Here is a 22997-nt window from a genome sequence, read left to right as displayed (position 1 = left end):
TAGACCCAAGACGGATGCCTATGAACCCGAATTTTCTCGATTTCGAACAGCCGATTGCCGACCTGCAAGCCAAGATCGAAGGCCTGCGCCTGGTTGGCAACGACAACTCGCTGAACATCAGCGATGAAATTGCCCGTCTGCAAGACAAGAGCAGCACCCTGACCGAAAGTATCTTCGGCAACCTGACCAGCTGGCAGATCGCGCGCCTGGCGCGTCACCCGCGTCGTCCTTACACCCTCGACTACATCGAGCACATCTTCACCGAGTTCGAGGAATTGCACGGCGACCGTCATTTCTCCGACGACGCTGCCATCGTTGGCGGCACCGCGCGCCTGGACGGCAAACCGGTGATGGTCATCGGTCACCAGAAAGGTCGTGAGGTGCGGGAAAAGGTGCGGCGCAACTTCGGCATGCCGCGTCCGGAGGGCTACCGCAAGGCGTGCCGTCTGATGGAGATGGCCGAACGCTTCAAGATGCCGATCCTGACCTTCATCGACACCCCGGGCGCTTATCCCGGCATCGACGCCGAAGAGCGCAACCAGAGCGAAGCGATTGCCTGGAACCTGCGGGTCATGGCGCGTCTGAAAACGCCGATCATCGCCACCGTGATCGGTGAGGGTGGTTCGGGCGGCGCGCTGGCCATCGGCGTGTGCGACCAACTCAACATGCTGCAGTACTCCACCTACTCGGTCATTTCGCCGGAAGGCTGTGCCTCGATCCTGTGGAAGACCGCCGACAAAGCCGCAGACGCTGCTGAAGCCATGGGCATCACCGCAGAGCGCCTGAAGAGCCTGAACATCGTCGACAAAGTGATCGGCGAACCGCTGGGCGGCGCCCACCGTGACCCGGCTGCCATGGCTGCCAGCATCCGTGCCGACCTGCTCGAGCAATTGGGCATGCTGGGCAAGCTTGACCAGGACGCCCTGCTCAAGCGCCGCTACGACCGCCTGATGAGCTACGGTCTCTGATAGGATCCCGGGGGCGCCATGCGCCCCTTGTGAGGCTGTGATGCTCGACCTCACCCCCTGGCTCAGCGCCCCCACCTGGTTCGTCGCCTTCTCTGGCGGACTCGACTCGACCGTTCTGCTTCATCGCCTGGCGGCTCACTGTCGTCGTCATCCTGCGCCGCCCTTGCGCGCCCTCCATATTCACCATGGTCTGCAGACTGCCGCCAATGCCTGGCCCGAGCACTGTCGCGCTGTGTGCGATGCCCTGGGCGTCGAATTGGAGGTCATCCCAGTGGTGGTCGCAGCGGGTGCCAGCCTGGAGCAGGCTGCACGCGACGCGCGCTACGCCGCGTTGGCCAGTCGCCTTGGCCCGGGCGATGTCCTGTTCACTGGCCAGCACCTCGACGATCAGGCCGAGACCCTGCTGTTCAGGCTCCTGCGTGGGGCGGGGTTGCGTGGAATGACGGCCATGCCGTCGTCGCGGACGTTGGGGCAGGGGAGGTTGGTCAGGCCGCTGCTGGCCGACTCACGCGAGCACTTGCAGCGTTACGCCGAGGCGCAGGGGTTGAGCTGGATCGACGACCCCTCGAATCAGGATGCCGGATTTTCGCGCAACTACCTGCGGGCTCAGGTGATGCCGCAACTGCGCCAGCGTTGGCCGCAAGCCAGTCAGCAGATGGCCCGCAGTGCCGAGCACCTGGGCGAGGCGCTGGGGCTGCTCGATGAACTGGCTGCCGAGGATTTGCGTTCGGCCGAGCAGGGCGCGCCCTTCGCTTGGCTGGGGCTCGCGTCTCTGGATCTGGGCGCCGTGCGTGCGTTGTCGCCGGCGCGTCAGCGCAATGCGTTGCAGTACTGGCTCAGTCGCCGTACCCGGCTGCCTGACGCCAGGCACTGGGCCGGTTGGAACGCGCTGCGCGACGCTGCGCCTGATGCCCAGCCGATCTGGCGCCTGACCGATGGCGAGTTGCAGCGCAGCCACGGGCGGCTCTGGTGGCTGGCCGATGATTGGCGTCAGTGGAAGTCAGGCCAATGGTATTGGCCTGATCCCGATCAGCCGTTGATCCTGCCTGGCAATGGCGTGGTTTGGCTGCAGGGGGCAAAACCGCTCGAAGGGCTGCGCATTGCCTATCGCCAGGGCGGCGAGCGGCTGAATGTGCCCGGGCGCGGCGAGCGCGACCTCAAGCGTCTGCTCAATGAGCGCCAGCTTCCGCACTTCGTCCGCCAACGCCTGCCGCTACTCTATCAAGGCCCACGCCTGTTGGCCGTGGCCAACCTGCCAGAGCTTGTGCAGAGCGACTGGCAACTGCAGTGGCAGCCGCCGGGCCGCGTGCAAGGTTTGAGCTGATGCCGACATTCCGGTAGACTACCCTCCCTTCTTGATACAACTTCTGTGGCTTCCTCGAAATCACAGCGGTTGCCGATTACCAAGCAGTTTTTTGCTGGGCTGATTCTTAAAATGACGAGCGAACTCCACACTGGGGATACCCCCGGTCTGTACAGACGCGGCAGTTGTTCGAGATGCACTGTAATTGACGCAGGTGATCGGGGGCTTCGGCCTTCCTTCGCTTTCTCCGGCGGTGCTGACCGCCTTAACGCAGACTTCTAGGGTTTTTCATGACGCGCTACATATTCGTCACGGGCGGTGTTGTTTCTTCATTGGGGAAAGGCATTGCCTCGGCTTCCCTGGCGGCCATCCTGGAAGCGCGGGGGCTCAAGGTCACCATGCTCAAGCTGGACCCGTACATCAACGTCGATCCGGGGACCATGAGCCCGTTCCAGCACGGTGAAGTATTCGTCACCCAGGATGGCGCCGAGACCGACCTCGACCTGGGCCACTACGAGCGGTTCATCCGCACCACCATGACCCAGAACAACAACTTCACCACCGGCCGTATCTACGAGCACGTGCTGCGCAAGGAGCGCCGTGGTGATTACCTGGGCGCCACCATCCAGGTCATTCCGCACATCACCGACGAGATCAAGCGCCGCATCATCAAGGGTGCCGGCGATGCCGACGTGGCCCTGGTGGAAATCGGCGGTACCGTGGGCGACATCGAGTCGCAACCGTTCCTCGAAGCGATTCGCCAGTTGCGCGTCGAAGTGGGCTCCAAGCGCGCCATGCTGATGCACCTGACCCTGGTGCCATACATCGCCACGGCCGGCGAGACCAAGACCAAGCCGACCCAGCACTCGGTGAAGGAACTGCGCTCCATTGGCCTGCAGCCTGACGTCCTTATCTGCCGCTCCGACCATCCGGTCGATGCGTCTTCGCGTCGCAAGATCGCCCTGTTCACCAACGTTGAAGAGCGCGCGGTGATCTCTCTGGAAGACGTCGACACCATCTACAAGATCCCAGGCGTGCTGCATGCCCAGGGGCTGGACGATTTCGTCGTCGAGCGCTTCGGCTTGCAGTGCAACGGTGCCGATCTGTCCGAGTGGGACAAGGTGGTGGATGCCAAGCTCAACCCTGAGCACGAAGTCACCATCGCCATGGTCGGCAAGTACATGGAACTGCTGGATGCTTACAAGTCGCTGATCGAAGCGATGAGCCACGCCGGCATTACCAATCGCACCAAGGTCAACCTGCGCTACATCGATTCCGAAGACATCGAGAACCAGGGCACCCGCCTGCTCGAAGGCGCCGATGCCATTCTGGTACCGGGCGGTTTTGGCCTGCGCGGCGTGGAAGGCAAGATCACTGCGGTGCAGTACGCCCGAGAGAACAAGGTGCCGTACCTGGGTATCTGCCTGGGGATGCAGGTGGCTGTGATCGAGTTCGCCCGTAACGTGATGGGCTGGAAGGATGCCAACTCCACCGAGTTCGATCGCAACAGCGGCCACCCGGTCGTGGGCTTGATCACCGAGTGGGCCGATGCCACCGGTGCAGTCGAAACCCGCAGCGAAGCCTCCGACCTGGGCGGCACCATGCGCCTGGGTGCGCAGGACTGCCAACTGGCGGCCGGCTCCAACGTGCACGATTGCTACGGTAAGGACGTGATCACCGAGCGTCACCGCCACCGCTACGAAGTGAACAACAACCTGCTGCCGCAATTGGTTGATGCGGGTCTGGTGGTTTCCGGTCGTTCCGAAGATGGCGCACTGGTCGAAGTGGTCGAGTCCAAGGATCACCCATGGTTCGTCGCCTGTCAGTTCCACCCGGAGTTCACCTCGACCCCGCGCGACGGCCACCCGCTGTTCAGTGGTTTCGTCAAGGCTGCCCTGAAGCAGAAGAACAAGGCCTGATCCATGACCCAGAAGATCATTCGCGTCGGCAACATCGAGATCGCCAACGACAAGCCGTTCGTCCTGTTCGGCGGCATGAACGTTCTGGAGTCCCGTGACCTGGCTCTGAAGGTCTGCGAAGCATATGTACGGGTGACCGAGAAACTCGGTATCCCTTATGTGTTCAAGGCCAGCTTCGACAAGGCCAACCGATCCTCGGTCACGTCCTATCGAGGCCCGGGCATGGAAGAAGGGCTGAAGATCTTCGAAGAGATCAAGCGCACCTTCGGCGTGCCGGTGATCACCGATGTGCACGAGCCCTACCAGTGCGAACCGGTAGCCAAGGTCTGCGACATCATTCAGTTGCCGGCGTTTCTCTCGCGCCAGACCGACCTGGTGGTGGCCATGGCCAAGACCGGCGCGGTGATCAACATCAAGAAGGCGCAGTTCCTGGCGCCGCACGAGATGAAGCACATCCTCGCCAAGTGCGTGGAGGCCGGCAACGATCAGCTCATTCTGTGCGAGCGTGGTTCGAGCTTCGGCTACAACAACCTGGTGGTCGACATGCTCGGCTTCGGCATCATGAAGCAGTTCGAGTACCCGGTGTTCTTCGACGTCACCCATTCGCTGCAGACCCCGGGCGGTCGCGCCGACTCGGCCGGTGGCCGTCGTGCCCAGGTCACCGACCTGGCCAAGGCGGGCATGAGCCAGGGCCTGGCCGGACTGTTCCTCGAGGCGCACCCGGATCCTGACAACGCCAAGTGCGATGGTCCTTGCGCGCTTCGTCTGGACAAACTGGAGCCGTTCCTGGCGCAGCTCAAGCAACTGGACGACCTGGTGAAGAGTTTTCCGACGGTAGAAACCGCGTAAAACCCATTTCTCGGGTAAAGTACCGCCCGTTCCGCCTCCGACCTGCCGGTCGGAGGCGTCCTTGGCCCGGCCTGCCGATCGCATGTCCGCCTGGCGCAAGGCAAGAATTCCTCAAGCTGCGTTGTTTTCGTCAATTCTGGAGTGCTTACAACAATGGCAAAGATCGTCGACATCAAAGGTCGTGAAGTTCTCGACTCGCGTGGCAACCCCACCGTGGAAGCCGATGTACTGCTCGACAACGGCATCATCGGCAGCGCCTGTGCGCCGTCCGGTGCTTCCACCGGCTCGCGCGAAGCGCTCGAGCTGCGTGATGGCGACAAGAGCCGTTACCTGGGCAAAGGCGTGCTCAAAGCCGTCGGCAACATCAACGGTCCGATCCGTGATCTGTTGCTGGGCAAGGACCCTTGCGACCAGAAAGCACTCGACCGTGCGATGATCGAACTCGACGGCACCGAGAACAAAGCAAAACTCGGCGCCAATGCCATCCTCGCCGTGTCGCTGGCGGCTGCCAAGGCTGCTGCACAGGACCAGGACCTGCCGCTGTACGCGCACATCGCCAACCTCAATGGCACCCCAGGTCAGTACTCCATGCCGGTGCCGATGATGAACATCATCAATGGCGGCGAGCACGCCGACAACAACGTCGACATTCAGGAGTTCATGGTCCAGCCGGTCGGCGCCAAGACCTTCTCCGACGGTCTGCGCATGGGTACCGAGATCTTTCACCACCTCAAAGCCGTGCTCAAGGCCCGTGGTCTGAGCACCGCCGTGGGTGACGAAGGTGGCTTCGCCCCGAACCTGGCCTCGAACGAAGATGCATTGGCCGCCATCGCCGAAGCAGTCGAGAAAGCGGGCTACACCCTCGGCACCGATGTGACCCTGGCCCTGGACTGCGCCGCTTCCGAGTTCTACGAAGACGGCAAGTACAACCTGTCTGGTGAAGGCAAGTCGTTCGACGCCGAAGGCTTCGCCGACTACCTCAAAGGTCTCACCGAGCGCTTCCCGATCATCTCGATCGAAGACGGCCTGGACGAGTCCGATTGGGCGGGCTGGAAAATTCTCACCGACAAGATCGGCGCCAAGGTGCAACTGGTCGGCGACGACCTGTTCGTGACCAACACCAAGATCCTCAAGGAAGGCATCGAGAAAGGCATCGGTAACTCGATCCTGATCAAGTTCAACCAGATCGGCTCGCTGACCGAAACCCTGGAAGCCATCCAGATGGCCAAGGCGGCTGGGTACACTGCGGTCATTTCGCACCGTTCCGGTGAGACCGAAGACTCCACCATCGCCGACCTGGCTGTGGGCACTGCTGCTGGCCAGATCAAGACCGGCTCGCTGTGCCGGTCCGACCGCGTCTCGAAGTACAACCAGCTGCTGCGTATCGAGGAACAATTGGGTGCCAAGGCCGTCTACCGTGGCCGCGCCGAGTTTCGCGGCTGAGCGAGAGATGGTAAAAAGGCAGCAGCCGTGGCTGTCTGAACGCTCTTACTGAGCTTTCAGCGCTTTCAGACTGGTTTCTGTCATCGAAGCCTGGCCTCGGCCAGGCTTCGTGCTATCGGAAGCTCGCTGCGGCCTGCGGCGGCCTTTTATCCTGGATACCTTCATGCGCAGTCCCTATTGGTTGTTCCTCGTTCTGCTGTTGTTGCTTGCAGGCTTGCAGTATCGCCTGTGGGTAGGCAATGGCAGTCTGGCGCAAGTGGCCGAGTTGCAGCAGCAGATCGCCGACCAGCATGCTGAAAATGAGCGGCTGCTGGAGCGCAATCGCGTGCTCGACGCTGAAGTGCTGGAGTTGAAGAAAGGTATGGAAACCGTGGAAGAACGGGCTCGCCACGAATTGGGAATGGTGAAGGAGGGCGAAACCCTCTACCAGTTGCCACAGAAATGACCCAACAGACGCCAGCCTTCTGGGCCGTGATTCCTGCCGCGGGCGTTGGCGCCCGCATGGCTGCCGACCGTCCCAAGCAGTATCTGCAACTGGGTCGGCAGACACTCCTCGAGCATAGCCTCGACTGTTTTCTCGACCACCCGCTGCTCAAGGGCGTGGTGGTCAGCGTTACCGAAGACGACCCCTTCTGGCCAGGCTTGCCCTGCGCCCGCGACCCGCGCATCCGCCGCGCGACAGGCGGGCGCGAGCGTGCCGATTCGGTGCTCAATGCGTTGCTGCTGTTGCATGCGCAAGGCGCTGCCGATGATGACTGGGTGTTGGTACATGATGCGGCCAGGCCGAACTTGGCTCGTAGTGACCTGGACAAACTGCTGTCGGAACTGGCTGAAGATCCTGTCGGCGGACTGCTGGCTGTACCGGCTCGCGACACCCTCAAGCGTGCTGACGCCCAAGGCCGCGTCAGTGCCACGATCGATCGCAGTACCGTGTGGCAAGCCTATACACCGCAAATGTTCAGGCTCGGTCTGCTGCATCGTGCACTGGCCGAGTGTCTGGTCGCGGATGTGGCGGTGACCGACGAAGCGTCCGCCGTCGAGTGGGCCGGGCTGGCTCCACGCCTGGTCGAAGGGCGCAGTGACAATATCAAGGTCACTCGCCCGGAGGATCTGGAATGGTTGCGCCAGCGCTGGGCTGGTCGGCGCTGAGGCGCCTGCGCTCCAAACGCCGTGCGTCAGTCTTGTCGATACTCCGGTAATCCCGCCAACGCCTCTTTCAAGTAATCCACCAATCGTCGAACCTTCGGCGAGAGATGCCGCTGCTGCGGGTACAGCGCCCACACGGCAGTATTGGGTGGCTGGTGCGCCTGCAACAGTGACACCAGCGCGCCGCTGTGCAGATGTTCGAGCACATAATAGTCCGGCAGTTGGCACAGCCCCATGCCCTGTAGCGCAGCGTCCAGCACTGCCTGACCGCTGTTGCAGCGCCAGTTGCCTTGCACGCGCTGGCTGATTTCTCGTCCATCCTGCTGCAGCACCCACAGGTCCGAACTGCCGACCAGGCAGTTGTGTCGGGCCAGTTCCGACAGGCTGTGGGGACGGCCATAGCGTTCCAGATAGGCCGGCGAGGCACACAGGTACATGCGCCGCGGTGCCAACCGCGTGGCGATCAGCCTGGAGTCCTGCAGGCGACCCAGGCGGATGGCCAGGTCCATGCCTTCGTGTAGCAGGTCGAGGGTACGGTTGCTCAATTCCACGTCCACCCGCAGCTGTGGGTAGCGCGCCATGAAGCGTGTCACCAGCGGCACGATGAAGCGTTCGCCATAGGCCACGGCGCACGTCATACGCAGCAAGCCCTTGGGTTCGCTGGCCAGATCGCCCATCGCCCGCAGCGCCTCTTCACGTCCGTCCTGCAGGCGCTGACAGTGCTGTAGAAAAGTTTGCCCGGCTTCGCTCAGGGTCACTCGACGCGTGCTGCGATATAGCAGGCGGGTCTGTAGACGCTCTTCCAGTCGGACGATCTGTCGGCTGATATGTGAAGAAGACACACCCAAGCGCTCGGCCGCTGCGGTGAATTGCCCGGCCTCTGCAACGGCTACGAATTCATCGATCCCTTCCCAGCGGCTGCTCATTGATTATCCCTGCATGGCAATAATGTTTTGCTAGTGCTGGGATTATTTATCAAAAGGTGGTGAATTACACTGCCTCTCTCAATAGAACCCTGCTGGAGAGCCTGATGATCAAGTCCCGCGCTGCCGTTGCCTTCGAAGCGAAGAAACCCCTGGAAATCGTCGAAGTCGACGTGGCCATGCCCAAGGCGGGCGAAGTGCTGCTGCGCGTGGTGGCCAGTGGCGTTTGCCACACCGACGCCTATACCCTCTCCGGCGCGGATCCGGAAGGTATTTTCCCCTCGATCCTTGGCCACGAAGGCGGCGCCATCGTCGAGGCGGTAGGTGAGGGCGTCACTTCGGTTGCCGTGGGCGATCATGTCATTCCGCTGTACACGCCTGAGTGCGGCAAATGCAAATTCTGTCTCTCCGGCAAGACCAACTTGTGTCAGGCCATCCGTGCCACGCAAGGCAAGGGCCTGATGCCGGACGGCACCACTCGCTTCAGCTACAAAGGCCAGCAACTGTTCCACTACATGGGCACCTCGACCTTCTCCGAGTACACCGTGCTGCCGGAGATTTCGGTGGCCAAGATCCAGAAGGAGGCTCCGCTGGAGAAGGTCTGCCTGCTGGGCTGCGGCGTAACCACGGGTATCGGCGCGGTACTGAACACCGCCAAGGTCAAACCGGGTGATACCGTGGCCGTCTTCGGTCTGGGCGGCATTGGTCTGTCGGCAATCATCGGTGCGGTGAAGGCCAAGGCCTCGCGCATCATCGCGATCGACATCAACCCGGCCAAGTTCGAGATCGCTCGCCAGTTGGGCGCCACCGATTGCATCAACCCCAAGGAATACGATCGTCCGATCCAGGAAGTGATCGTCGATCTCACCGATGGTGGTGTGGACTTCTCCTTCGAGTGCATCGGCAATGTCCAGTTGATGCGTGCGGCGCTGGAATGCTGCCACAAAGGGTGGGGCGAGTCGGTGATCATCGGTGTCGCTGGCGCTGGCCAGGAAATCGCCACCCGGCCATTCCAGTTGGTCACCGGGCGCGTCTGGCGCGGCTCGGCGTTCGGCGGCGTGCGCGGCCGCAGCGAGCTGCCGAGCTACGTGGAAATGTCCGAAAAGGGCGAAATTCCGCTGGACACCTTCATCACCCACACCATGGGTCTGGAAGACATCAACAAAGCCTTCGACCTGATGCATGAAGGCAAGAGCATTCGCAGCGTGATCCACTTCTGAGGTCAGCCATGAGCCTGGATAACATCTCCTGTCAAAAAAGCTTCGGCGGCTGGCACAAGCGCTATCGGCACACGTCCAAAGTGCTGGGCTGCGACATGGTATTCGCCGTCTATCTGCCTCCTCAGGCTGAGCTGGGCGGGAAACTGCCGGTGCTGTACTGGCTCAGTGGCCTGACCTGCACCGACGAGAACTTCATGCAGAAGGCCGGCGCCCAGCGCCTGGCCGCCGAGCTGGGGTTGATCATCGTCGCGCCGGATACCAGCCCGCGTGGCGAGCAGGTGCCGGGCGACCCTGATGGGGGCTGGGACTTCGGCCTCGGTGCCGGTTTCTACCTCAATGCCACCCAGCAGCCATGGGCTCAGCATTACCGGATGCACGACTACGTGGTGCATGAGTTGCCGGCCTTGATCGAGGCGCATTTCCCGGCCTCCGAGCAGCGCAGCATCAGTGGTCATTCCATGGGCGGGCACGGCGCGTTGGTGTGCGCGCTGCGCAATCCGGGGCGCTATCGCTCGATTTCGGCGTTCTCGCCGATCAGTAATCCCATGGACTGCCCCTGGGGCGAGAAGGCCTTCTCCCGCTACCTGGGCGAAGACCGCTCGCGCTGGCGCGAGTGGGACGCCAGCGTCTTGCTGGCAGAGTCGAGCGACTGCCCGCCGCTGCTGGTCGATCAGGGCGATCGTGACGATTTCCTCGACAAACAGCTCAAGCCCCAGGCGCTCGAGCAGGCCGCTCGCAAGGCCGGGCATGCCCTGACCCTGCGCCTGCAACCGGGCTATGACCACAGCTACTACTTCATCGCCAGCCTCATCGATGACCACCTGCGCCATCACGCCCGTGCCTTGCACGGTTGAAAAACAGCGGCAAGCGGCAAGCGGCAAGCTGCAAGCTGCAAGAGAGAAGCAGCCCGCGCTAGGCTTGGCTTCTTCTTGTAGCTTGTAGCTTGTAGCTTGCAGCTTGCAGCTTGCAGCTTGCAGCTTGTAGCTTGTAGCTTGCAGCGTGCCGTTTCCGAGCAGCCTGCGGCTGCAAATACAGGTAGAATCCCGCCCTGACTCAATCAGGGCGTTTTTCTATGCGTATTGGCCACGGCTACGATGTGCACCGTTTTGCCGACGGTGATTTCATTACCTTGGGTGGGGTGCGTATTGCCCATAAATACGGCCTGCTGGCCCATTCCGATGGCGACGTGCTGCTGCATGCCCTGAGCGATGCCTTGCTCGGCGCGGCCGCGTTGGGCGACATTGGCAAACACTTTCCCGACACCGACCCGCAATTCAAAGGGGCGGACAGCCGCGTGCTGTTGCGTCACGTCCTCGCCGTCGTGCAGGCCAAGGGCTGGAAGGTCGGTAACGTCGACGCCACCATCGTCGCCCAGGCGCCGAAGATGGCGCCGCACATCGAAACCATGCGCCAGTTGATCGCCGAAGACCTGCAGGTCGAACTCGACCAGGTCAACGTCAAGGCCACCACCACCGAGAAGCTGGGCTTCACCGGGCGGGAGGAGGGGATCGCCGTGCATGCGGTCGCCCTGCTGCTGGCCTCATGACCGAATTGGAACTGCTGGGCCCGCGCGCCAGCGGCGAGGCCCTGGGCTGCGCGGTGCTCAAGGCGACCGCCGAAGACTTTCAAGTCGACGAAGTCTTGGACATTCCCCTGTCTGGCCAGGGCGAGCACCTGTGGCTGTGGGTGGAAAAGCGTGAGCTCAATACCGAGGAGGCGGCTCGCCGCCTGGCTCGTGCCGCAGGCGTGCCGTTGCGTGCCATCAGCTATGCCGGGCTGAAAGACCGCCAGGCATTGACCCGCCAGTGGTTCAGTCTTCACCTGCCGGGCAAGGCCGACCCGGACCTGTCCCGGGCCGAGGATGAGAGCCTGCGGGTGCTCGAGCGGGTTCGCCATCAGCGCAAGCTGCAGCGTGGTGCGCATTCGGCCAATGGTTTCAGGTTGCGGCTCACGGCGCTCAATGCCGATCATTCGGCGCTGGATGCGCGTCTGGAACGGATCAAGACGCACGGCGTGCCGAATTATTTCGGTAGCCAGCGCTTTGGTCATGCCGGTGGCAATGTCCACGACGCCCTGAGCTGGGCCGCTCGCGAAGCGTTGCCGGAACAGCGCAACGTGCGTTCGCGGTTGCTCTCCACGGCGCGCAGTTATCTGTTCAATCAGGTGCTGGCTGCGCGAGTGACCGAGGGGACCTGGAACCTCGCTCAGGTCGGGGACCTGCTGGCATTCACCGATAGCCGTAGTTTCTTTCCGGCGAGCGAAGCGGAATGTTCTGATCCAAGGCTGGCCATTCTGGATCTGCATCCCACTGGACCGATGTGGGGCGCAGGGCTGCCGCCGACCCGCGACGCCGTGGCGGCGCTGGAAAGCGCCGTCGGTGCACGGCAACCGGCGCTGTGTCAGTGGCTGGGCAAGGCGGGACTGGATCACGAACGGCGCATACTGCGGCTCCCTATTGCGCGCCTGACGTGGCATTATCCCGAGCCTGATATCCTGCAACTGGAATTCGTCCTTCCGGCCGGATGCTTCGCCACCGTCGTGGTGCGCGAGCTTGTGGATCTGGTGCCGGCAGGGCAGACGGACAGCCCATGCGTATTCTGATTTCCAACGACGACGGTGTCACCGCTCCCGGCCTCGCTGCGCTCTACGATGCGCTCAAGGATCATGCCGAATGCACGGTGATCGCCCCGGACCAAGACAAGAGCGGTGCTGGCAGTTCGCTGACGCTCGACCGCCCGCTGCACCCCACGCGACTGGGCAACGGCTTCATCAGCCTCAACGGCACGCCGACCGATTGCGTTCACTTGGGGATCAATGGCCTGTTGCCAGAAACCCCCGACATGGTGGTGTCCGGCATTAATCTGGGCGCGAACCTGGGGGACGACGTGCTGTATTCCGGTACGCTCGGCGCTGCGCTGGAGGGACGCTTTCTCGGCGGTACGTCGCTGGCGTTCTCCCTGTTGTCGCGCCAGCCAGACAACTTGCCGACGGCGGCCCATGTGGCTCGACGGGTCGTGGCGGCGCAGTCGCGTCTGCAACTGCCGCCACGCACCGTGCTCAACGTCAACATTCCCAATCTGCCGCTTGAGCATATCCGTGGTGTGCGCCTGACCCGCCTGGGTCATCGTGCGCGTGCGGCAGTCCCGACCCAGGTGATCAACCCACGGGGCAAGGAGGGTTATTGGATCGCAGCGGTCGGTGACGCCGAGGATGGTGGTCCGGGCACCGATTTCCATGCTGTGATGCAGGGCTACGTCTCGATTACCCCGTTGCAGTTGGATCGAACCTTCAAGGAGGTTTTCGAAGGCCTGGAGAGCTGGCTGGAGGGCTTGCTCTGATGCGCGATCAGGACGATCTGCAACGCCGCGGCGGTATCGGCATGACCTCGCAGCGTACCCGCGAGCGGCTGATTCAGCGCCTGTACGAGGAGGGCGTGTCCAACACGCAAGTGCTCGAGACCATCCGCCGCACACCGCGCCATCTGTTCGTCGACGAAGCCCTGGCGCACCGGGCCTACGAAGACACCGCGCTGCCTATCGGCCATAACCAGACGATCTCTCAGCCATTCATGGTTGCGCATATGAGCGAATTGCTGCTCGAGGCCGGCCCGCTGGACAAGGTGCTGGAGATTGGCACCGGTTCGGGCTATCAGACCGCCATTCTGGCGCAGTTGGTGGAGCGGGTGTTTTCGGTCGAGCGCATCAAGGTACTGCAGGATCGCGCCAAGGAGCGACTGGTCGAATTGAACCTGCGCAACGTGGTGTTCCGTTGGGGGGATGGGTGCGAGGGCTGGCCTGCTTTGGCGCCCTATAACGGCATCATCGTCACCGCAGTGGCAGCGGAAGTGCCGCAGGCGCTGCTCGATCAGTTGGCACCGGGTGGCCGTCTGGTGATTCCGGTCGGTCCAGCGGGGGAGGCTCAGCAACTGCTGCTCATCGTGCGTGAGGAGCACGGTTTCTCTCGACGGGCGCTGGGCGCTGTGCGTTTCGTGCCTTTGCTCAATGGTCCGCTGGCCTGAGGGCCAGCGTCGAATCGTCAATATTTGCATCCGTAACGAATTCTTGCGGCGCCTGCCTGTCTATCAGGCGGTATGAGGCAATCCCACTTACAATTGCCGCACGCGTGAGCGCAGCAGCCAATCACGTTGGCCTCGGTTATAATTGCAACAATATTGCATATCGTCTTATCCAGATTTCGGCACCATGAGGGGAGCGCGGGTGGGTCACACAATCATTCGGCAGCGCAAGGATTGGTCGGGTTTCAAGCTACTGGTGATTGCGCTGGCCATGGGAACCCTGCTGGCGGGATGCTCCAGCTCCGGTTCCAGTGGCGCCCGGGTGGTCGATCGCAATAGCGCGGCGCCCAAGCGTCCCACCGTGACGTCCGGCCAGTATGTGGTCAAGCCGGGTGACACCTTGTTCTCCATCGCATTCCGTTATGGCTGGGATTACAAAGAGCTGGCCGCGCGCAACGGTATCGCGCCGCCTTACACCATTCGTCCTGGTCAGCCGATTCGCTTCAGCAGCGGCTCTGGTGGCAGTACCACGGTAGTCACTTCAGGCCCATCGTCGTCGAGCCGTACCACGGTCACTCGGCGTCCTGTCAGCGCATCCTCTTCTCCAGCAACAAATCGTGACAAGTCGGCAACTGCCCCCTCTGTTGCCACTGCGCCGGTCGTGACTCAAGTGCCAGCGGCTGAACGTGCTGTCGGTGGCTGGACCTGGCCGGCCAACGGTGTGTTGATTGGAAAATTTGCTTCAAACGGTAGTTTGAATAAAGGCATTGATATCGCCGGGGATTTGGGACAGCCTGTTTTTGCTGCATCTGACGGTGCTGTGGTTTACGCCGGGAGCGGTTTGAGGGGCTACGGCGAGCTCATCATCATCAAGCACAACGATACCTACGTCAGTGCCTACGGCCATAACCGCAGGCTCGTGGTTCGGGAGGGGCAGCAGGTCAAGGCAGGGCAGACGATCGCGGAAATGGGGTCCACAGGCACTGATCGGGTAAAGCTGCATTTCGAAATTCGCCGCCAGGGCAAACCCGTCGACCCTCTACAATTTCTGCCACGCCGTTGATTGTTGCACCAGCCTGTTCCTGAGGACGTAACGGGGACAGGCTTTAGCGCTACCAGGGAATCAGGTGACGCTAGAGTCTGAGGTTCGAACTCAGCAAAGGACTATAACAATGGCTCTCAGCAAAGAAGCGCCGGAGTTTGACATCGACGATGACCTCCTAGTGATGGAGACAGGCATCGTTTTGGAAACGGATGTGGTGTCAGACGAACCTGTAGTACCTCCGGTTCGGACCAGGGCCAAGTCCGGCCCATCGCTCAAACAGCACAAGTACATCGATTACAGCCGTGCGCTCGACGCTACGCAGCTGTACCTCAACGAAATCGGTTTTTCACCGCTGCTCTCTCCTGAAGAAGAGGTGCATTTCGCGCGTCTTTCCCAGAAGGGTGATCCTGCAGGTCGCAAGCGCATGATCGAGAGCAATCTGCGTTTGGTGGTGAAGATCGCTCGGCGTTACGTCAATCGTGGCCTTTCGCTTTTGGATCTCATCGAAGAGGGTAATCTGGGCCTTATCCGCGCGGTCGAGAAGTTCGACCCCGAGCGTGGGTTCCGCTTCTCCACGTACGCCACGTGGTGGATTCGCCAAACCATCGAGCGGGCGATCATGAACCAGACCCGCACCATTCGTCTTCCAATCCACGTGGTCAAAGAGCTCAACGTATATCTTCGGGCGGCGCGCGAACTTACTCAGAAGCTCGATCACGAGCCATCCCCAGAGGAAATCGCCGGGTTGTTGGAAAAGCCGGTGGCCGAGGTCAAGCGCATGCTGGGCCTCAACGAACGGGTCTCCTCTGTGGACGTGTCACTGGGTCCTGATTCGGACAAAACCCTGCTCGATACGCTCACCGATGACCGCCCCACCGATCCTTGCGAACTGCTGCAAGATGATGACCTCTCCCAGAGCATCGACCAATGGCTGGGCGAACTCACCGACAAACAGCGTGAAGTCGTGATCCGCCGCTTCGGCCTGCGTGGCCACGAGAGCAGTACGCTGGAGGATGTTGGCTTGGAAATTGGTCTGACCCGGGAGCGGGTTCGCCAGATCCAGGTCGAAGGTCTCAAGCGTCTGCGTGAAATTCTTGAGAAGAATGGGCTCTCCAGCGAATCCTTGTTCCAGTAACCGCCTGCAGGCCAGTCGACAATGCCCCGCTGATTCCGGGGCATTTTTGTGCGCGATGGAAATGTTTCATGCTGGTCGCTTTGCAGTTTGGGCTGTAGGAGATCACTTACCAAAGCTGTAAGCCTTCATGCGTAGTGTAAGTAAAGTATTGTCGTTTGCAGCTTGGGTATTTTTATAACTCTATGATTTATAAGTACTTTATAGGTATGTAAATGTGTTGCTGTCGTAGCATCTTGTAAGGTGCGCTGGTTGCTCCCCTCAGGGAAAACAGTAGTATCTGAACTGCGCCGACGGACTGGCGCAGGCTTTCAAGGATGATCGCCAAGGACATCGCAGGATGCGATTCATCAGGATGATGAAAGGGACAAGCAGGGACTACGGAAAAAATGTGGGCGGGTCAAACCGCCCCTTTTTTTGTCTGCGATTCAGCCTCCGATCCGGTGTAATTCCGAATCCGAGACATCAAAAAAGGCCCTGGCGGGCCTTTTTTCGTTCTGCAACGCTGAGTGGATCAACGTTCCAGATCAGCGATCTTGCCCGTCTTGCCATCCCACTCTTCGGCATCTGGCAGCGGATCCTTACGCTCGGTAATGTTCGGCCAGATTTCGGCCAGCTCGGCGTTGAGCTCGAGGAAGTTCTCCATACCCGATGGCACTTCATCTTCGGAGAAGATCGCCTGGGCCGGGCACTCGGGTTCGCACAGTGCGCAGTCGATGCACTCGTCCGGGTGGATGACCAGGAAATTCGGGCCTTCGTAGAAGCAGTCCACCGGACAGACTTCCACGCAGTCGGTGTACTTGCATTTGATGCAGTTGTCGGTGACGACGAAGGTCATTTCTAATTCTCTCCTCAGGCGACGGCGGCGCACCCTTCCTTTGAGGGCGGCGCGGTTCACGGTGACTGCTGGCCAGGCTAATAACCTGCAGCTCCGGCAAACCGCGGCGGATTCTACCAGCTTGCGCGGATCGCCGTTATAACAGGTTTTTCAGTTGATATAGCATTTCGATAGCTTGACGCGGCGTCATGTCGTCCAGATCCAGCTTGCCCAGCTTCTCGATGGCGGGGTGCGGGAGGCTGGCGAACAGATCGCTCTGATGCGGTACCTGCGGCTCGCTCGTGCTCCGAGTCATCGGCGGTTCGTGGGGCAGGCTCGCGGTTTCCAAGCGACCGAGATGTTCGCGGGCGCGCTGGATGACCGGCGTCGGCACGCCTGCCAACTGCGCCACTGCCAGGCCGTAGCTCTGGCTGGCTGGACCTGGCAGGACATGGTGCAGGAAGACGATGCGCTCGTTGTGCTCAGTGGCATTGAGGTGCACGTTGGCCACCAGCGGCTCACTGTCCGGCAATACGGTGAGCTCGAAGTAATGGGTCGCGAACAGCGTGTAGGCGCGTAATTGCGCCAAGCGCTCGGCGGCAGCCCATGCCAGGGAGAGGCCATCGAAGGTGCTGGTACCGCGGCCCACCTCGTCCATCAGTACCAGGCTGCGCTCGGTCGCGTTATGCAGAATGTTCGCGGTTTCGCTCATCTCCACCATGAAGGTCGAACGACCGCCGGCGAGGTCGTCGCTCGAGCCGATACGGGTGAAGATGCGGTCCACTGGCGACAGCTCGCAGCGCGCGGCTGGGACAAAGCTGCCGATGTGGGCCATCAGCACGATGAGTGCGGTCTGGCGCATGTAGGTGGATTTACCACCCATGTTCGGTCCGGTGATGATCAGCATCCGGGTGCGATCATCCAACCCCAGGTCATTGGCCACGAAGGGCGTGGTCAGCACTTGCTCGACCACCAAGTGGCGACCCTGCTCGATGCGCATGCACGGCTCGTCGACAAAGCGTGGGCAGTTCAAGTCGAGGTTCAGCGCACGCTCGGCGAGGTTGCTCAGCACGTCCAGCTCGGCCAACGCGGCCGCGCTGTCCTGCAGCGGAGCAAGGTGGCTGATCAAGGTTTCAAGCAGCCCGTCGTAGAGCATCTTCTCGCGTGCCAGGGCGCGACTCTTGGCCGACAGAGCTTTGTCCTCGAAGGTCTTGAGTTCAGGCGTGATGAAGCGTTCGGCACCCTTGAGCGTCTGGCGACGGATGTAGTCGGCTGGAGCCTGTTCGGCCTGCTTGGTTGGCAGCTCGATGAAGTAACCGTGTACGCGGTTGTAACCCACCTTCAGGTTGGCAAGGCCGGTGCGGGCTTTCTCGCGGGTTTCAAGGTCGATCAGGAATTGCCCGGCGTTTTCGCTGATGGCCAGCAGTTCGTCGAGCTCGCTGTCATAGCCGGTCTTGAGTACGCCGCCATCACGGATCACTGCGGGAGGATTGTCGATGATCGCCCGTTCGAGCAGGCTCGCCAGCTCGGGGTAGGTGCCGGTGATCGCCGCCAGACGCGCCAGGTGCGGCGCCTCCAGTTCGGCCATGGCGTTCTGCAATTCTGGTAGGGCGCCGAGGGCGTCACGCAGTCGCGCCAGGTCGCGCGGACGCGCATTGCGCAGGCCGATCCGCGCGAGGATGCGCTCGATGTCACCGATTTCCTTGAGCTGCGGTTGCAGCTTTTCGAAACGGTAGCCATCGAGGAAGCAGCGAATCGAGTCCTGGCGCGCCTGTAGCACCTTGAGGTCGCGCAGAGGACGGTTCAGCCAGCGACTGAGCAGGCGACTGGCCATGGCCGTCTGACAGCGGTCGATGACCGACTGCAAGGTGTTGTCGCGGCCGCCAGCCAGGTTGATGTCCAGCTCCAGGTTACGGCGACTGGCGCCGTCGAGGATCACGGTGTCGTCCATGCGCTCATGGCGCAGGCTGCGCAAGTGCGGCAGGCTGGTGCGCTGGGTTTCCTTGGCGTAGGCCAGCAGGCAACCGGCAGCGCCGATGGCCAAGGTCAGTTTGTCGCAGCCGAAGCCTTTCAGGTCCTGGGTCGCGAACTGCTGGCACAGGCTTTTGCGCGCCGAATCGCGATCGAAGTCCCAAGGGGCACGGCGCCGCGCGCCTGGACGCTTCTCCGCCGGCAGGCCTTGCGGCCAATCGTCGGGAATCAGCAGCTCGACCGGATTCAGACGCTCCAGCTCGGCCAGTAAATTCTCCCAGCCTTTGATTTCCTGAACGCCGAAGTTGCCGCTGGTGATGTCCAGCACGGCCAGCCCGAACAGGCGTTCATCGCCCAGAACGGCGGCGATCAGGTTGTCGCGGCGCTCGTCCAGCAAAGCCTCGTCGCTGACGGTGCCGGGCGTGATGATACGCACCACCTGACGCTCGACCGGCCCTTTGCTGGTGGCCGGATCACCGATCTGCTCGCAGATCACCACCGACTCGCCGAGCTTGACCAACTTGGCCAGATAACCCTCGAGCGAGTGGAAGGGAATCCCGCACATGGGAATCGACTGACCTGCCGACTGGCCCCGAGCGGTCAGGGTGATATCCAGCAGTTTCGCGGCTTTTTTCGCATCTTCGTAGAAGATTTCGTAGAAGTCGCCCATGCGGTAGAACATCAGCTGGTCTGGATGCTGGTTTTTCAGCTTCCAATACTGCTGCATCATCGGGGTGTGTGCTGAAAAATCTGAAATTGCTTTATTCATCAGTTGATTAGCTGCGGTCAGGGCGTCGGCTGGGGCAAAATCGGGGCTAAGCCCTGTACTTTTTTCGAGAGGAGTCCTTCCTATTTCTAGGTCGCTTGCTAGGCTCCAATAAAAGGCCTGTAAGGGTATCAGATAGCGCCCTACCTTTCATCGGGTTTCGGGACCTTTATAGGGGCGCCTCTCTCTGAAGCAAGGAGCGTTGCTTGACTGGTGACGTGTGGCCATGAGTAAATCGCCACCCGCGAGCTAGCTTGGCGAGGGTTGTTTGTCGCCACAGATCTTGGTCGCGCTGGGCCTGTTTATGAGGCATGGAATGCCATCACGGAGGAGGGTTTATGCCCGTTCCTAACTCTAAAGGTGAAGATATCACCAAACGTATTGAGGAACTCTCAAAACGTTCGGAAATATCCCCTTTTGAAGTTAAGTCTCTTCAAAGAGATATTGAAAAGCTTATGGCTGTAGATGCTGCTGAAGCGTATATGCTTGGTGGCATGTTGGCAGCCATGACTGGTAACCGTGCTGATGCGCAAGCTTTGCATGAGAAAAGTTTGAAGTTGAAGTGCGATGTAGTAGGGCTTTTCAATTACGGCGTATCAATGAAAAAGGTTAACAACCTTACATTGGCCAAAGAGCTTTTTTCTCGCGCAGATGCATTTTCTCCTGGCGATATTCAGATTGCATCCCATCGTTTTCAAACTATGAATTTCCTTCTTGATTATGAAGGGTTTGAAGATGTGGTGGGTAAACTGCAAAAGATCCATCCCGATTTCAATGCGCAGGAGATTCCCGAAGTGCAAGTTGCTCAAGGTATCATTGATAAGTTGAGTGGTATGGGTGTTTCTTTGGGGGAATATCGTCGATTCGGGCAGCATGCAGAGCAAGCGCTGCTTGAGTTTGACTTGAGTGCAACTCACATTGTACAGCGCGTATCAAGCTTCGATGGTGTTCCGCACATTTATGCTGAATATCATGTAGAAGTTAATTCCGCCGATGTGCTGGTGGGAGTCAATGAGACTCTGATGGATCGTATTCTCAGTGATGAGAGCCTAGAAAGCTGGGATAAGGTCGTCATCAACGTTGTTCGACGTGATCAAGATCAGCTCGATCTTGAAGAGTACGAACATACCGCCGCTTAAATAGGAGAGAATTGTGTCCGTCTCGTACAAGGATTTTCTTGACGATGCAAAAGATTTTTTGAGCCACGGCGCATCGGAAATTAGATTCCGCAATAGTGTCTCCCGTGCATACTACTCTCTTTATCATGTTGCGCTCCAGCACGCTGATGAAGTCAAGTTGCCGCCAGTTAGTAGTCAGACTGGGCCGACCCACAAAAACCTGCGTGCGTATTACGCGGATGGCCTCTATTCAGATAAGACCTTGCAAGTCAAAATGAAGAGGGTAGGGTATGCCTTGAAGGCACTGCATGAGGCGAGGTGCAAGGCTGATTATCAACTGGGTAGCAATGTTACCGCTTTGGATGCTGATGCTCACCTGAAGCGGTGCGAGCTGATGATCGCTCTCGTAGAAGAGTTGAGAGCTGCACGCGCCGCGTGATCCTGAGGCGATAAAAAAAGGCCCTTACGGGCCTTTTTTTGCTTGGTCTCATCGGGCTATTGACTCCAAGGCTTGACATGATACTTAATTGGAGCCAAGGCTCATTCCTCGTTTCAATTCGCTCACTAGGTAGCCTAGCGGCGAAGCCGCGACGGCTACCTAGTGAGCTTCTTGTAGCGTAGCTTAATTGTCCCTCTCTGACGCTGATCGCCGAATGCCATCCCAAATCCGAGCAAGCTCGGTAGGCGACTCGTCATCCATCCATTTCGCATAGACCTCCACCAGCATCGTGAAGTCTTTGTGTCCCATCTGCTTGGCAATGAATGCCAGGTTGCCCCTTGCCGTGAGGCACCAGCAGGCATAGGTGTGCCGTGTCTGGTACGGGCGCCTCTGCCGGATGCCTGCCCGGCGCTGGATGCCAGCCCATTTCGTATTCCAGGCGGTCGACACGAACCACTCATTGATCACCCGCTTCCTTGCCGTAAGTGCTCCATGAACCCCACCTAACCAACGATGGGCAGAGCACTCAGCTATGTATTTGAGGTGTGCAATTCCACGGCAGCAGCGCTTCGTAGTCTTCCACTGAGGACACCTGCGGCAGGCGTTCCAGTGCGTGGCGCAGCCACGCATAGGGCTCTTGGCCGTTGGCTTTGGCCGTCTCGACCAGGCTGTAAAGTTGCGCACTGGCCGTCGCCCCTCTGGGCGTGTCACTGAACAACCAGTTCTTTCTCCCGATGACAAACGGGCGGATCGCACGCTCGGCCGCGTTGTTGTCCATCGGCAAGTAGCCGTGCTCGACGTAGCGCTCCAACTTGCTCCAGTTGCTGGCCAAGTAGCCGATGGCCTTGCCCAAGGTTCTGCGTCGTGACTTGAGGTTGCGTTTTCTCTACCCAGCTTTTCAGCTGAGCCAGCAATGGCAGGCTGCGCTCCATGCGGGCAGCCTTACGATCTTCATCGCTGCCGTCCTTGAGGTCGCGCTCGATACCATACAGCTTGTTAATCAAATTCAGTGCGATGTCTGCCCGCCCAGTTTTACCCTTGGGCTGCACTTTCTGCGCTTCGACGAACTTACGACGTGCGTGCGCCCAGCAGCCCAACCGCTCCACGCCGTCCTGTGCAGCCAGCGCGTTGTAACCGGCGTAGTCGTCGGTCATGACATAACCGCGATAGCCATCCAGCAGGCGCGTCGGCACTTCCTGCGCTCGGCTGGTGGCGTAGTCGAAAAGGATCACTGGCCGATCAGGTGGGCCGCCGGTTTGTACCCACATCCAGGATTGGCTACTGGGCTCACGCCCAGGCTCTTTCAACACCTGCACACGTGTTTCATCACAGTGGATGATCCGACTGCTCAACAGGCTTTCGCGCATCAGATTCAGCAGCGGTTGGAAGTGCTCGCTGCATTGAATCACCCAGCGTGCCAGGGTTTGGCGCGGGATATCGATACCGTGGCGCCCCAGCACTTTTTCGAAGCGGTGAAGCGGCAAGCCGTCAACGTACTTGGTGGTCAGTAGCATGGCCAGCACACTCGGGCTGGCCATGCTTTTCTCAATCACCTGGGCGGGCTTGTCCGCCGTTACGGGCGCTGACTCGCAGTCGCGGCAGCCATACACCTTGCGAACATGTTTGATGACGCGAATCTGCATCGGGACGATTTCAAGCTGTTCGCTGACTTCTTCACCGATGGCATGTTTGCGGCAGCCGCAAGCGCAGGTCAGTTCATGCTCGGGCAGTTCGTGGACAACTTCGATACGTGGCAAATCAGCCGGCAGTGGTTTGCGTTTACGTATCCGCTCCATGAACCCCACATTCCAAGCAGATAACTGATGCCCGATGCTGCGCTCCCGATTTCCTTCTGGAGCCCGTCCACCATGATGCGACCCGACAGCAAAGTCGAAAAGGTGTACCTCTATCCCAAACCCGTAG

21 protein-coding genes and 1 pseudogene are annotated in these 22997 nt (G+C 60.3%); 17 read left to right on the top strand and 5 right to left on the bottom strand.

Features of this window, described 5'->3' with window-relative positions; all coding sequences use genetic code 11:
- The first annotated feature begins 20 nt into the window (after positions 1–20).
- The 7 genes from accA to ispD all read left to right on the top strand — a co-directional run bounded on the left by accA (position 21) and on the right by ispD (position 7631).
- Entirely contained in the window at positions 21–968 is a 948-nt protein-coding gene (gene accA / locus Q7C30_RS11585) for an acetyl-CoA carboxylase carboxyl transferase subunit alpha (RefSeq protein WP_039579571.1), read from the top strand.
- 40 nt (positions 969–1008) lie between these two features.
- Positions 1009–2292 carry a tRNA lysidine(34) synthetase TilS gene (tilS, locus tag Q7C30_RS11580; RefSeq protein WP_317871584.1) on the top strand — a complete coding sequence of 428 codons (1284 nt, stop codon included), beginning with the start codon at positions 1009–1011 and terminating at the stop codon, positions 2290–2292.
- A 269-nt stretch (positions 2293–2561) separates the two neighbouring features.
- Entirely contained in the window at positions 2562–4190 is a 1629-nt protein-coding gene (locus Q7C30_RS11575; protein ID WP_295485757.1) for a CTP synthase, read from the top strand.
- A gap of 3 nt (positions 4191–4193) precedes the next feature.
- On the top strand, positions 4194–5039 hold the full coding sequence (gene kdsA, locus Q7C30_RS11570; protein WP_029613435.1) for a 3-deoxy-8-phosphooctulonate synthase: 846 nt from the start codon (positions 4194–4196) through the stop codon (positions 5037–5039).
- Between the two features lie 153 nt (positions 5040–5192).
- On the top strand, positions 5193–6482 hold the full coding sequence (gene eno, locus Q7C30_RS11565) for a phosphopyruvate hydratase (protein WP_039579560.1): 1290 nt from the start codon (positions 5193–5195) through the stop codon (positions 6480–6482).
- Positions 6483–6645: 163 nt separating this feature from the next.
- Positions 6646–6927, top strand: a complete 282-nt coding sequence (ftsB, locus tag Q7C30_RS11560) for a cell division protein FtsB (RefSeq protein ID WP_029613437.1) — start codon at positions 6646–6648, stop codon at positions 6925–6927.
- Positions 6924–7631 carry a 2-C-methyl-D-erythritol 4-phosphate cytidylyltransferase gene (gene ispD / locus Q7C30_RS11555; protein ID WP_317871583.1) on the top strand — a complete coding sequence of 236 codons (708 nt, stop codon included), beginning with the start codon at positions 6924–6926 and terminating at the stop codon, positions 7629–7631. Before ftsB ends, ispD begins: the two co-directional genes overlap by 4 nt.
- A gap of 26 nt (positions 7632–7657) precedes the next feature.
- Here the strand turns inward: ispD and Q7C30_RS11550 are convergent, their stop codons facing one another.
- Positions 7658–8554 (bottom strand): LysR substrate-binding domain-containing protein, encoded by an 897-nt coding sequence (locus tag Q7C30_RS11550; protein WP_029613439.1) that lies wholly within the window; start codon positions 8552–8554, stop codon positions 7658–7660.
- 104 nt (positions 8555–8658) lie between these two features.
- On the opposite strand from Q7C30_RS11550, the gene Q7C30_RS11545 reads away from it, so the two are divergent.
- The 8 genes from Q7C30_RS11545 to rpoS all read left to right on the top strand — a co-directional run bounded on the left by Q7C30_RS11545 (position 8659) and on the right by rpoS (position 15966).
- Positions 8659–9771: an S-(hydroxymethyl)glutathione dehydrogenase/class III alcohol dehydrogenase gene (locus tag Q7C30_RS11545; RefSeq protein WP_039579556.1), complete on the top strand. Its 1113-nt coding sequence runs from the start codon at positions 8659–8661 to the stop codon at positions 9769–9771.
- A gap of 8 nt (positions 9772–9779) precedes the next feature.
- Positions 9780–10625 (top strand): S-formylglutathione hydrolase, encoded by an 846-nt coding sequence (gene fghA / locus Q7C30_RS11540; RefSeq protein WP_317871582.1) that lies wholly within the window; start codon positions 9780–9782, stop codon positions 10623–10625.
- 218 nt (positions 10626–10843) lie between these two features.
- Positions 10844–11317 carry a 2-C-methyl-D-erythritol 2,4-cyclodiphosphate synthase gene (gene ispF, locus Q7C30_RS11535; RefSeq protein ID WP_039579552.1) on the top strand — a complete coding sequence of 158 codons (474 nt, stop codon included), beginning with the start codon at positions 10844–10846 and terminating at the stop codon, positions 11315–11317.
- Positions 11314–12372 carry a tRNA pseudouridine(13) synthase TruD gene (truD, locus tag Q7C30_RS11530; RefSeq protein ID WP_317871581.1) on the top strand — a complete coding sequence of 353 codons (1059 nt, stop codon included), beginning with the start codon at positions 11314–11316 and terminating at the stop codon, positions 12370–12372. Before ispF ends, truD begins: the two co-directional genes overlap by 4 nt.
- Complete coding sequence (surE, locus tag Q7C30_RS11525; RefSeq protein ID WP_317871580.1) at positions 12360–13109, top strand: 5'/3'-nucleotidase SurE; 750 nt, start codon at positions 12360–12362, stop codon at positions 13107–13109. The genes truD and surE overlap by 13 nt, the downstream gene beginning before the upstream one ends.
- 41 nt (positions 13110–13150) lie before the next feature.
- A complete protein-coding gene (locus Q7C30_RS11520) occupies positions 13151–13789 on the top strand; it encodes a protein-L-isoaspartate(D-aspartate) O-methyltransferase (protein ID WP_162889596.1) in 639 nt (212 codons plus the stop codon).
- 199 nt (positions 13790–13988) lie between these two features.
- Positions 13989–14849 (top strand): peptidoglycan DD-metalloendopeptidase family protein, encoded by an 861-nt coding sequence (locus tag Q7C30_RS11515; protein WP_317871579.1) that lies wholly within the window; start codon positions 13989–13991, stop codon positions 14847–14849.
- A gap of 109 nt (positions 14850–14958) precedes the next feature.
- On the top strand, positions 14959–15966 hold the full coding sequence (gene rpoS / locus Q7C30_RS11510; protein WP_317871578.1) for an RNA polymerase sigma factor RpoS: 1008 nt from the start codon (positions 14959–14961) through the stop codon (positions 15964–15966).
- 511 nt (positions 15967–16477) lie between these two features.
- Here rpoS and fdxA read toward each other — a convergent pair.
- Both fdxA and mutS read right to left on the bottom strand, forming a co-directional pair.
- A complete protein-coding gene (fdxA, locus tag Q7C30_RS11505; protein ID WP_029613446.1) occupies positions 16478–16801 on the bottom strand; it encodes a ferredoxin FdxA in 324 nt (107 codons plus the stop codon).
- 136 nt (positions 16802–16937) lie between these two features.
- Complete coding sequence (mutS, locus tag Q7C30_RS11500) at positions 16938–19508, bottom strand: DNA mismatch repair protein MutS (protein ID WP_317871726.1); 2571 nt, start codon at positions 19506–19508, stop codon at positions 16938–16940.
- A 347-nt stretch (positions 19509–19855) separates the two neighbouring features.
- On the opposite strand from mutS, the gene Q7C30_RS11495 reads away from it, so the two are divergent.
- Together Q7C30_RS11495 and Q7C30_RS11490 are read left to right on the top strand one after the other, a co-directional pair.
- Positions 19856–20656 carry a hypothetical protein gene (locus Q7C30_RS11495; protein WP_317871577.1) on the top strand — a complete coding sequence of 267 codons (801 nt, stop codon included), beginning with the start codon at positions 19856–19858 and terminating at the stop codon, positions 20654–20656.
- A gap of 13 nt (positions 20657–20669) precedes the next feature.
- The gene (locus tag Q7C30_RS11490) at positions 20670–21074 is read left to right on the top strand and encodes a hypothetical protein (RefSeq protein ID WP_317871576.1); all 405 of its coding nucleotides are present in this window, start codon (positions 20670–20672) and stop codon (positions 21072–21074) included.
- Positions 21075–21257: 183 nt separating this feature from the next.
- Here Q7C30_RS11490 and Q7C30_RS11485 read toward each other — a convergent pair whose 3' ends face one another.
- Entirely contained in the window at positions 21258–21704 is a 447-nt protein-coding gene (locus Q7C30_RS11485; RefSeq protein ID WP_317871575.1) for a tyrosine-type recombinase/integrase, read from the bottom strand.
- Positions 21601–22855: pseudogene (locus Q7C30_RS11480) on the bottom strand (IS66 family transposase); the annotation flags it as partial. The gene Q7C30_RS11485 and the pseudogene Q7C30_RS11480, both read right to left, overlap by 104 nt.
- Positions 22856–22997: the final 142 nt, after the last annotated feature.

It is taken from the genome of Pseudomonas sp. RAC1 (assembly GCF_030658255.1).
In the GTDB taxonomy this organism is placed as follows: domain Bacteria; phylum Pseudomonadota; class Gammaproteobacteria; order Pseudomonadales; family Pseudomonadaceae; genus Aquipseudomonas; species Aquipseudomonas boreofloridensis.
The sequence above is the reverse complement of the archived record's forward strand: the minus strand, read 5'-3'. Positions and strand labels throughout refer to the sequence as shown.

Bases quoted from the DNA above. Each gene is read 5' to 3' on its own strand.
- accA (WP_039579571.1), top strand. From the start codon at position 21: ATGAACCCGAATTTTCTCGATTTCGAACAGCCGATTGCCGACCTGCAA.
- tilS (WP_317871584.1), top strand. From the start codon at position 1,009: ATGCTCGACCTCACCCCCTGGCTCAGCGCCCCCACCTGGTTCGTCGCC.
- Q7C30_RS11575 (WP_295485757.1), top strand. From the start codon at position 2,562: ATGACGCGCTACATATTCGTCACGGGCGGTGTTGTTTCTTCATTGGGG.
- kdsA (WP_029613435.1), top strand. From the start codon at position 4,194: ATGACCCAGAAGATCATTCGCGTCGGCAACATCGAGATCGCCAACGAC.
- eno (WP_039579560.1), top strand. From the start codon at position 5,193: ATGGCAAAGATCGTCGACATCAAAGGTCGTGAAGTTCTCGACTCGCGT.
- ftsB (WP_029613437.1), top strand. From the start codon at position 6,646: ATGCGCAGTCCCTATTGGTTGTTCCTCGTTCTGCTGTTGTTGCTTGCA.
- ispD (WP_317871583.1), top strand. From the start codon at position 6,924: ATGACCCAACAGACGCCAGCCTTCTGGGCCGTGATTCCTGCCGCGGGC.
- Q7C30_RS11550 (WP_029613439.1), bottom strand. From the start codon at position 8,554: ATGAGCAGCCGCTGGGAAGGGATCGATGAATTCGTAGCCGTTGCAGAG.
- Q7C30_RS11545 (WP_039579556.1), top strand. From the start codon at position 8,659: ATGATCAAGTCCCGCGCTGCCGTTGCCTTCGAAGCGAAGAAACCCCTG.
- fghA (WP_317871582.1), top strand. From the start codon at position 9,780: ATGAGCCTGGATAACATCTCCTGTCAAAAAAGCTTCGGCGGCTGGCAC.
- ispF (WP_039579552.1), top strand. From the start codon at position 10,844: ATGCGTATTGGCCACGGCTACGATGTGCACCGTTTTGCCGACGGTGAT.
- truD (WP_317871581.1), top strand. From the start codon at position 11,314: ATGACCGAATTGGAACTGCTGGGCCCGCGCGCCAGCGGCGAGGCCCTG.
- surE (WP_317871580.1), top strand. From the start codon at position 12,360: ATGCGTATTCTGATTTCCAACGACGACGGTGTCACCGCTCCCGGCCTC.
- Q7C30_RS11520 (WP_162889596.1), top strand. From the start codon at position 13,151: ATGACCTCGCAGCGTACCCGCGAGCGGCTGATTCAGCGCCTGTACGAG.
- rpoS (WP_317871578.1), top strand. From the start codon at position 14,959: ATGGCTCTCAGCAAAGAAGCGCCGGAGTTTGACATCGACGATGACCTC.
- fdxA (WP_029613446.1), bottom strand. From the start codon at position 16,801: ATGACCTTCGTCGTCACCGACAACTGCATCAAATGCAAGTACACCGAC.
- Q7C30_RS11495 (WP_317871577.1), top strand. From the start codon at position 19,856: ATGCCCGTTCCTAACTCTAAAGGTGAAGATATCACCAAACGTATTGAG.
- Q7C30_RS11485 (WP_317871575.1), bottom strand. From the start codon at position 21,704: ATGCGTGGCTGCGCCACGCACTGGAACGCCTGCCGCAGGTGTCCTCAG.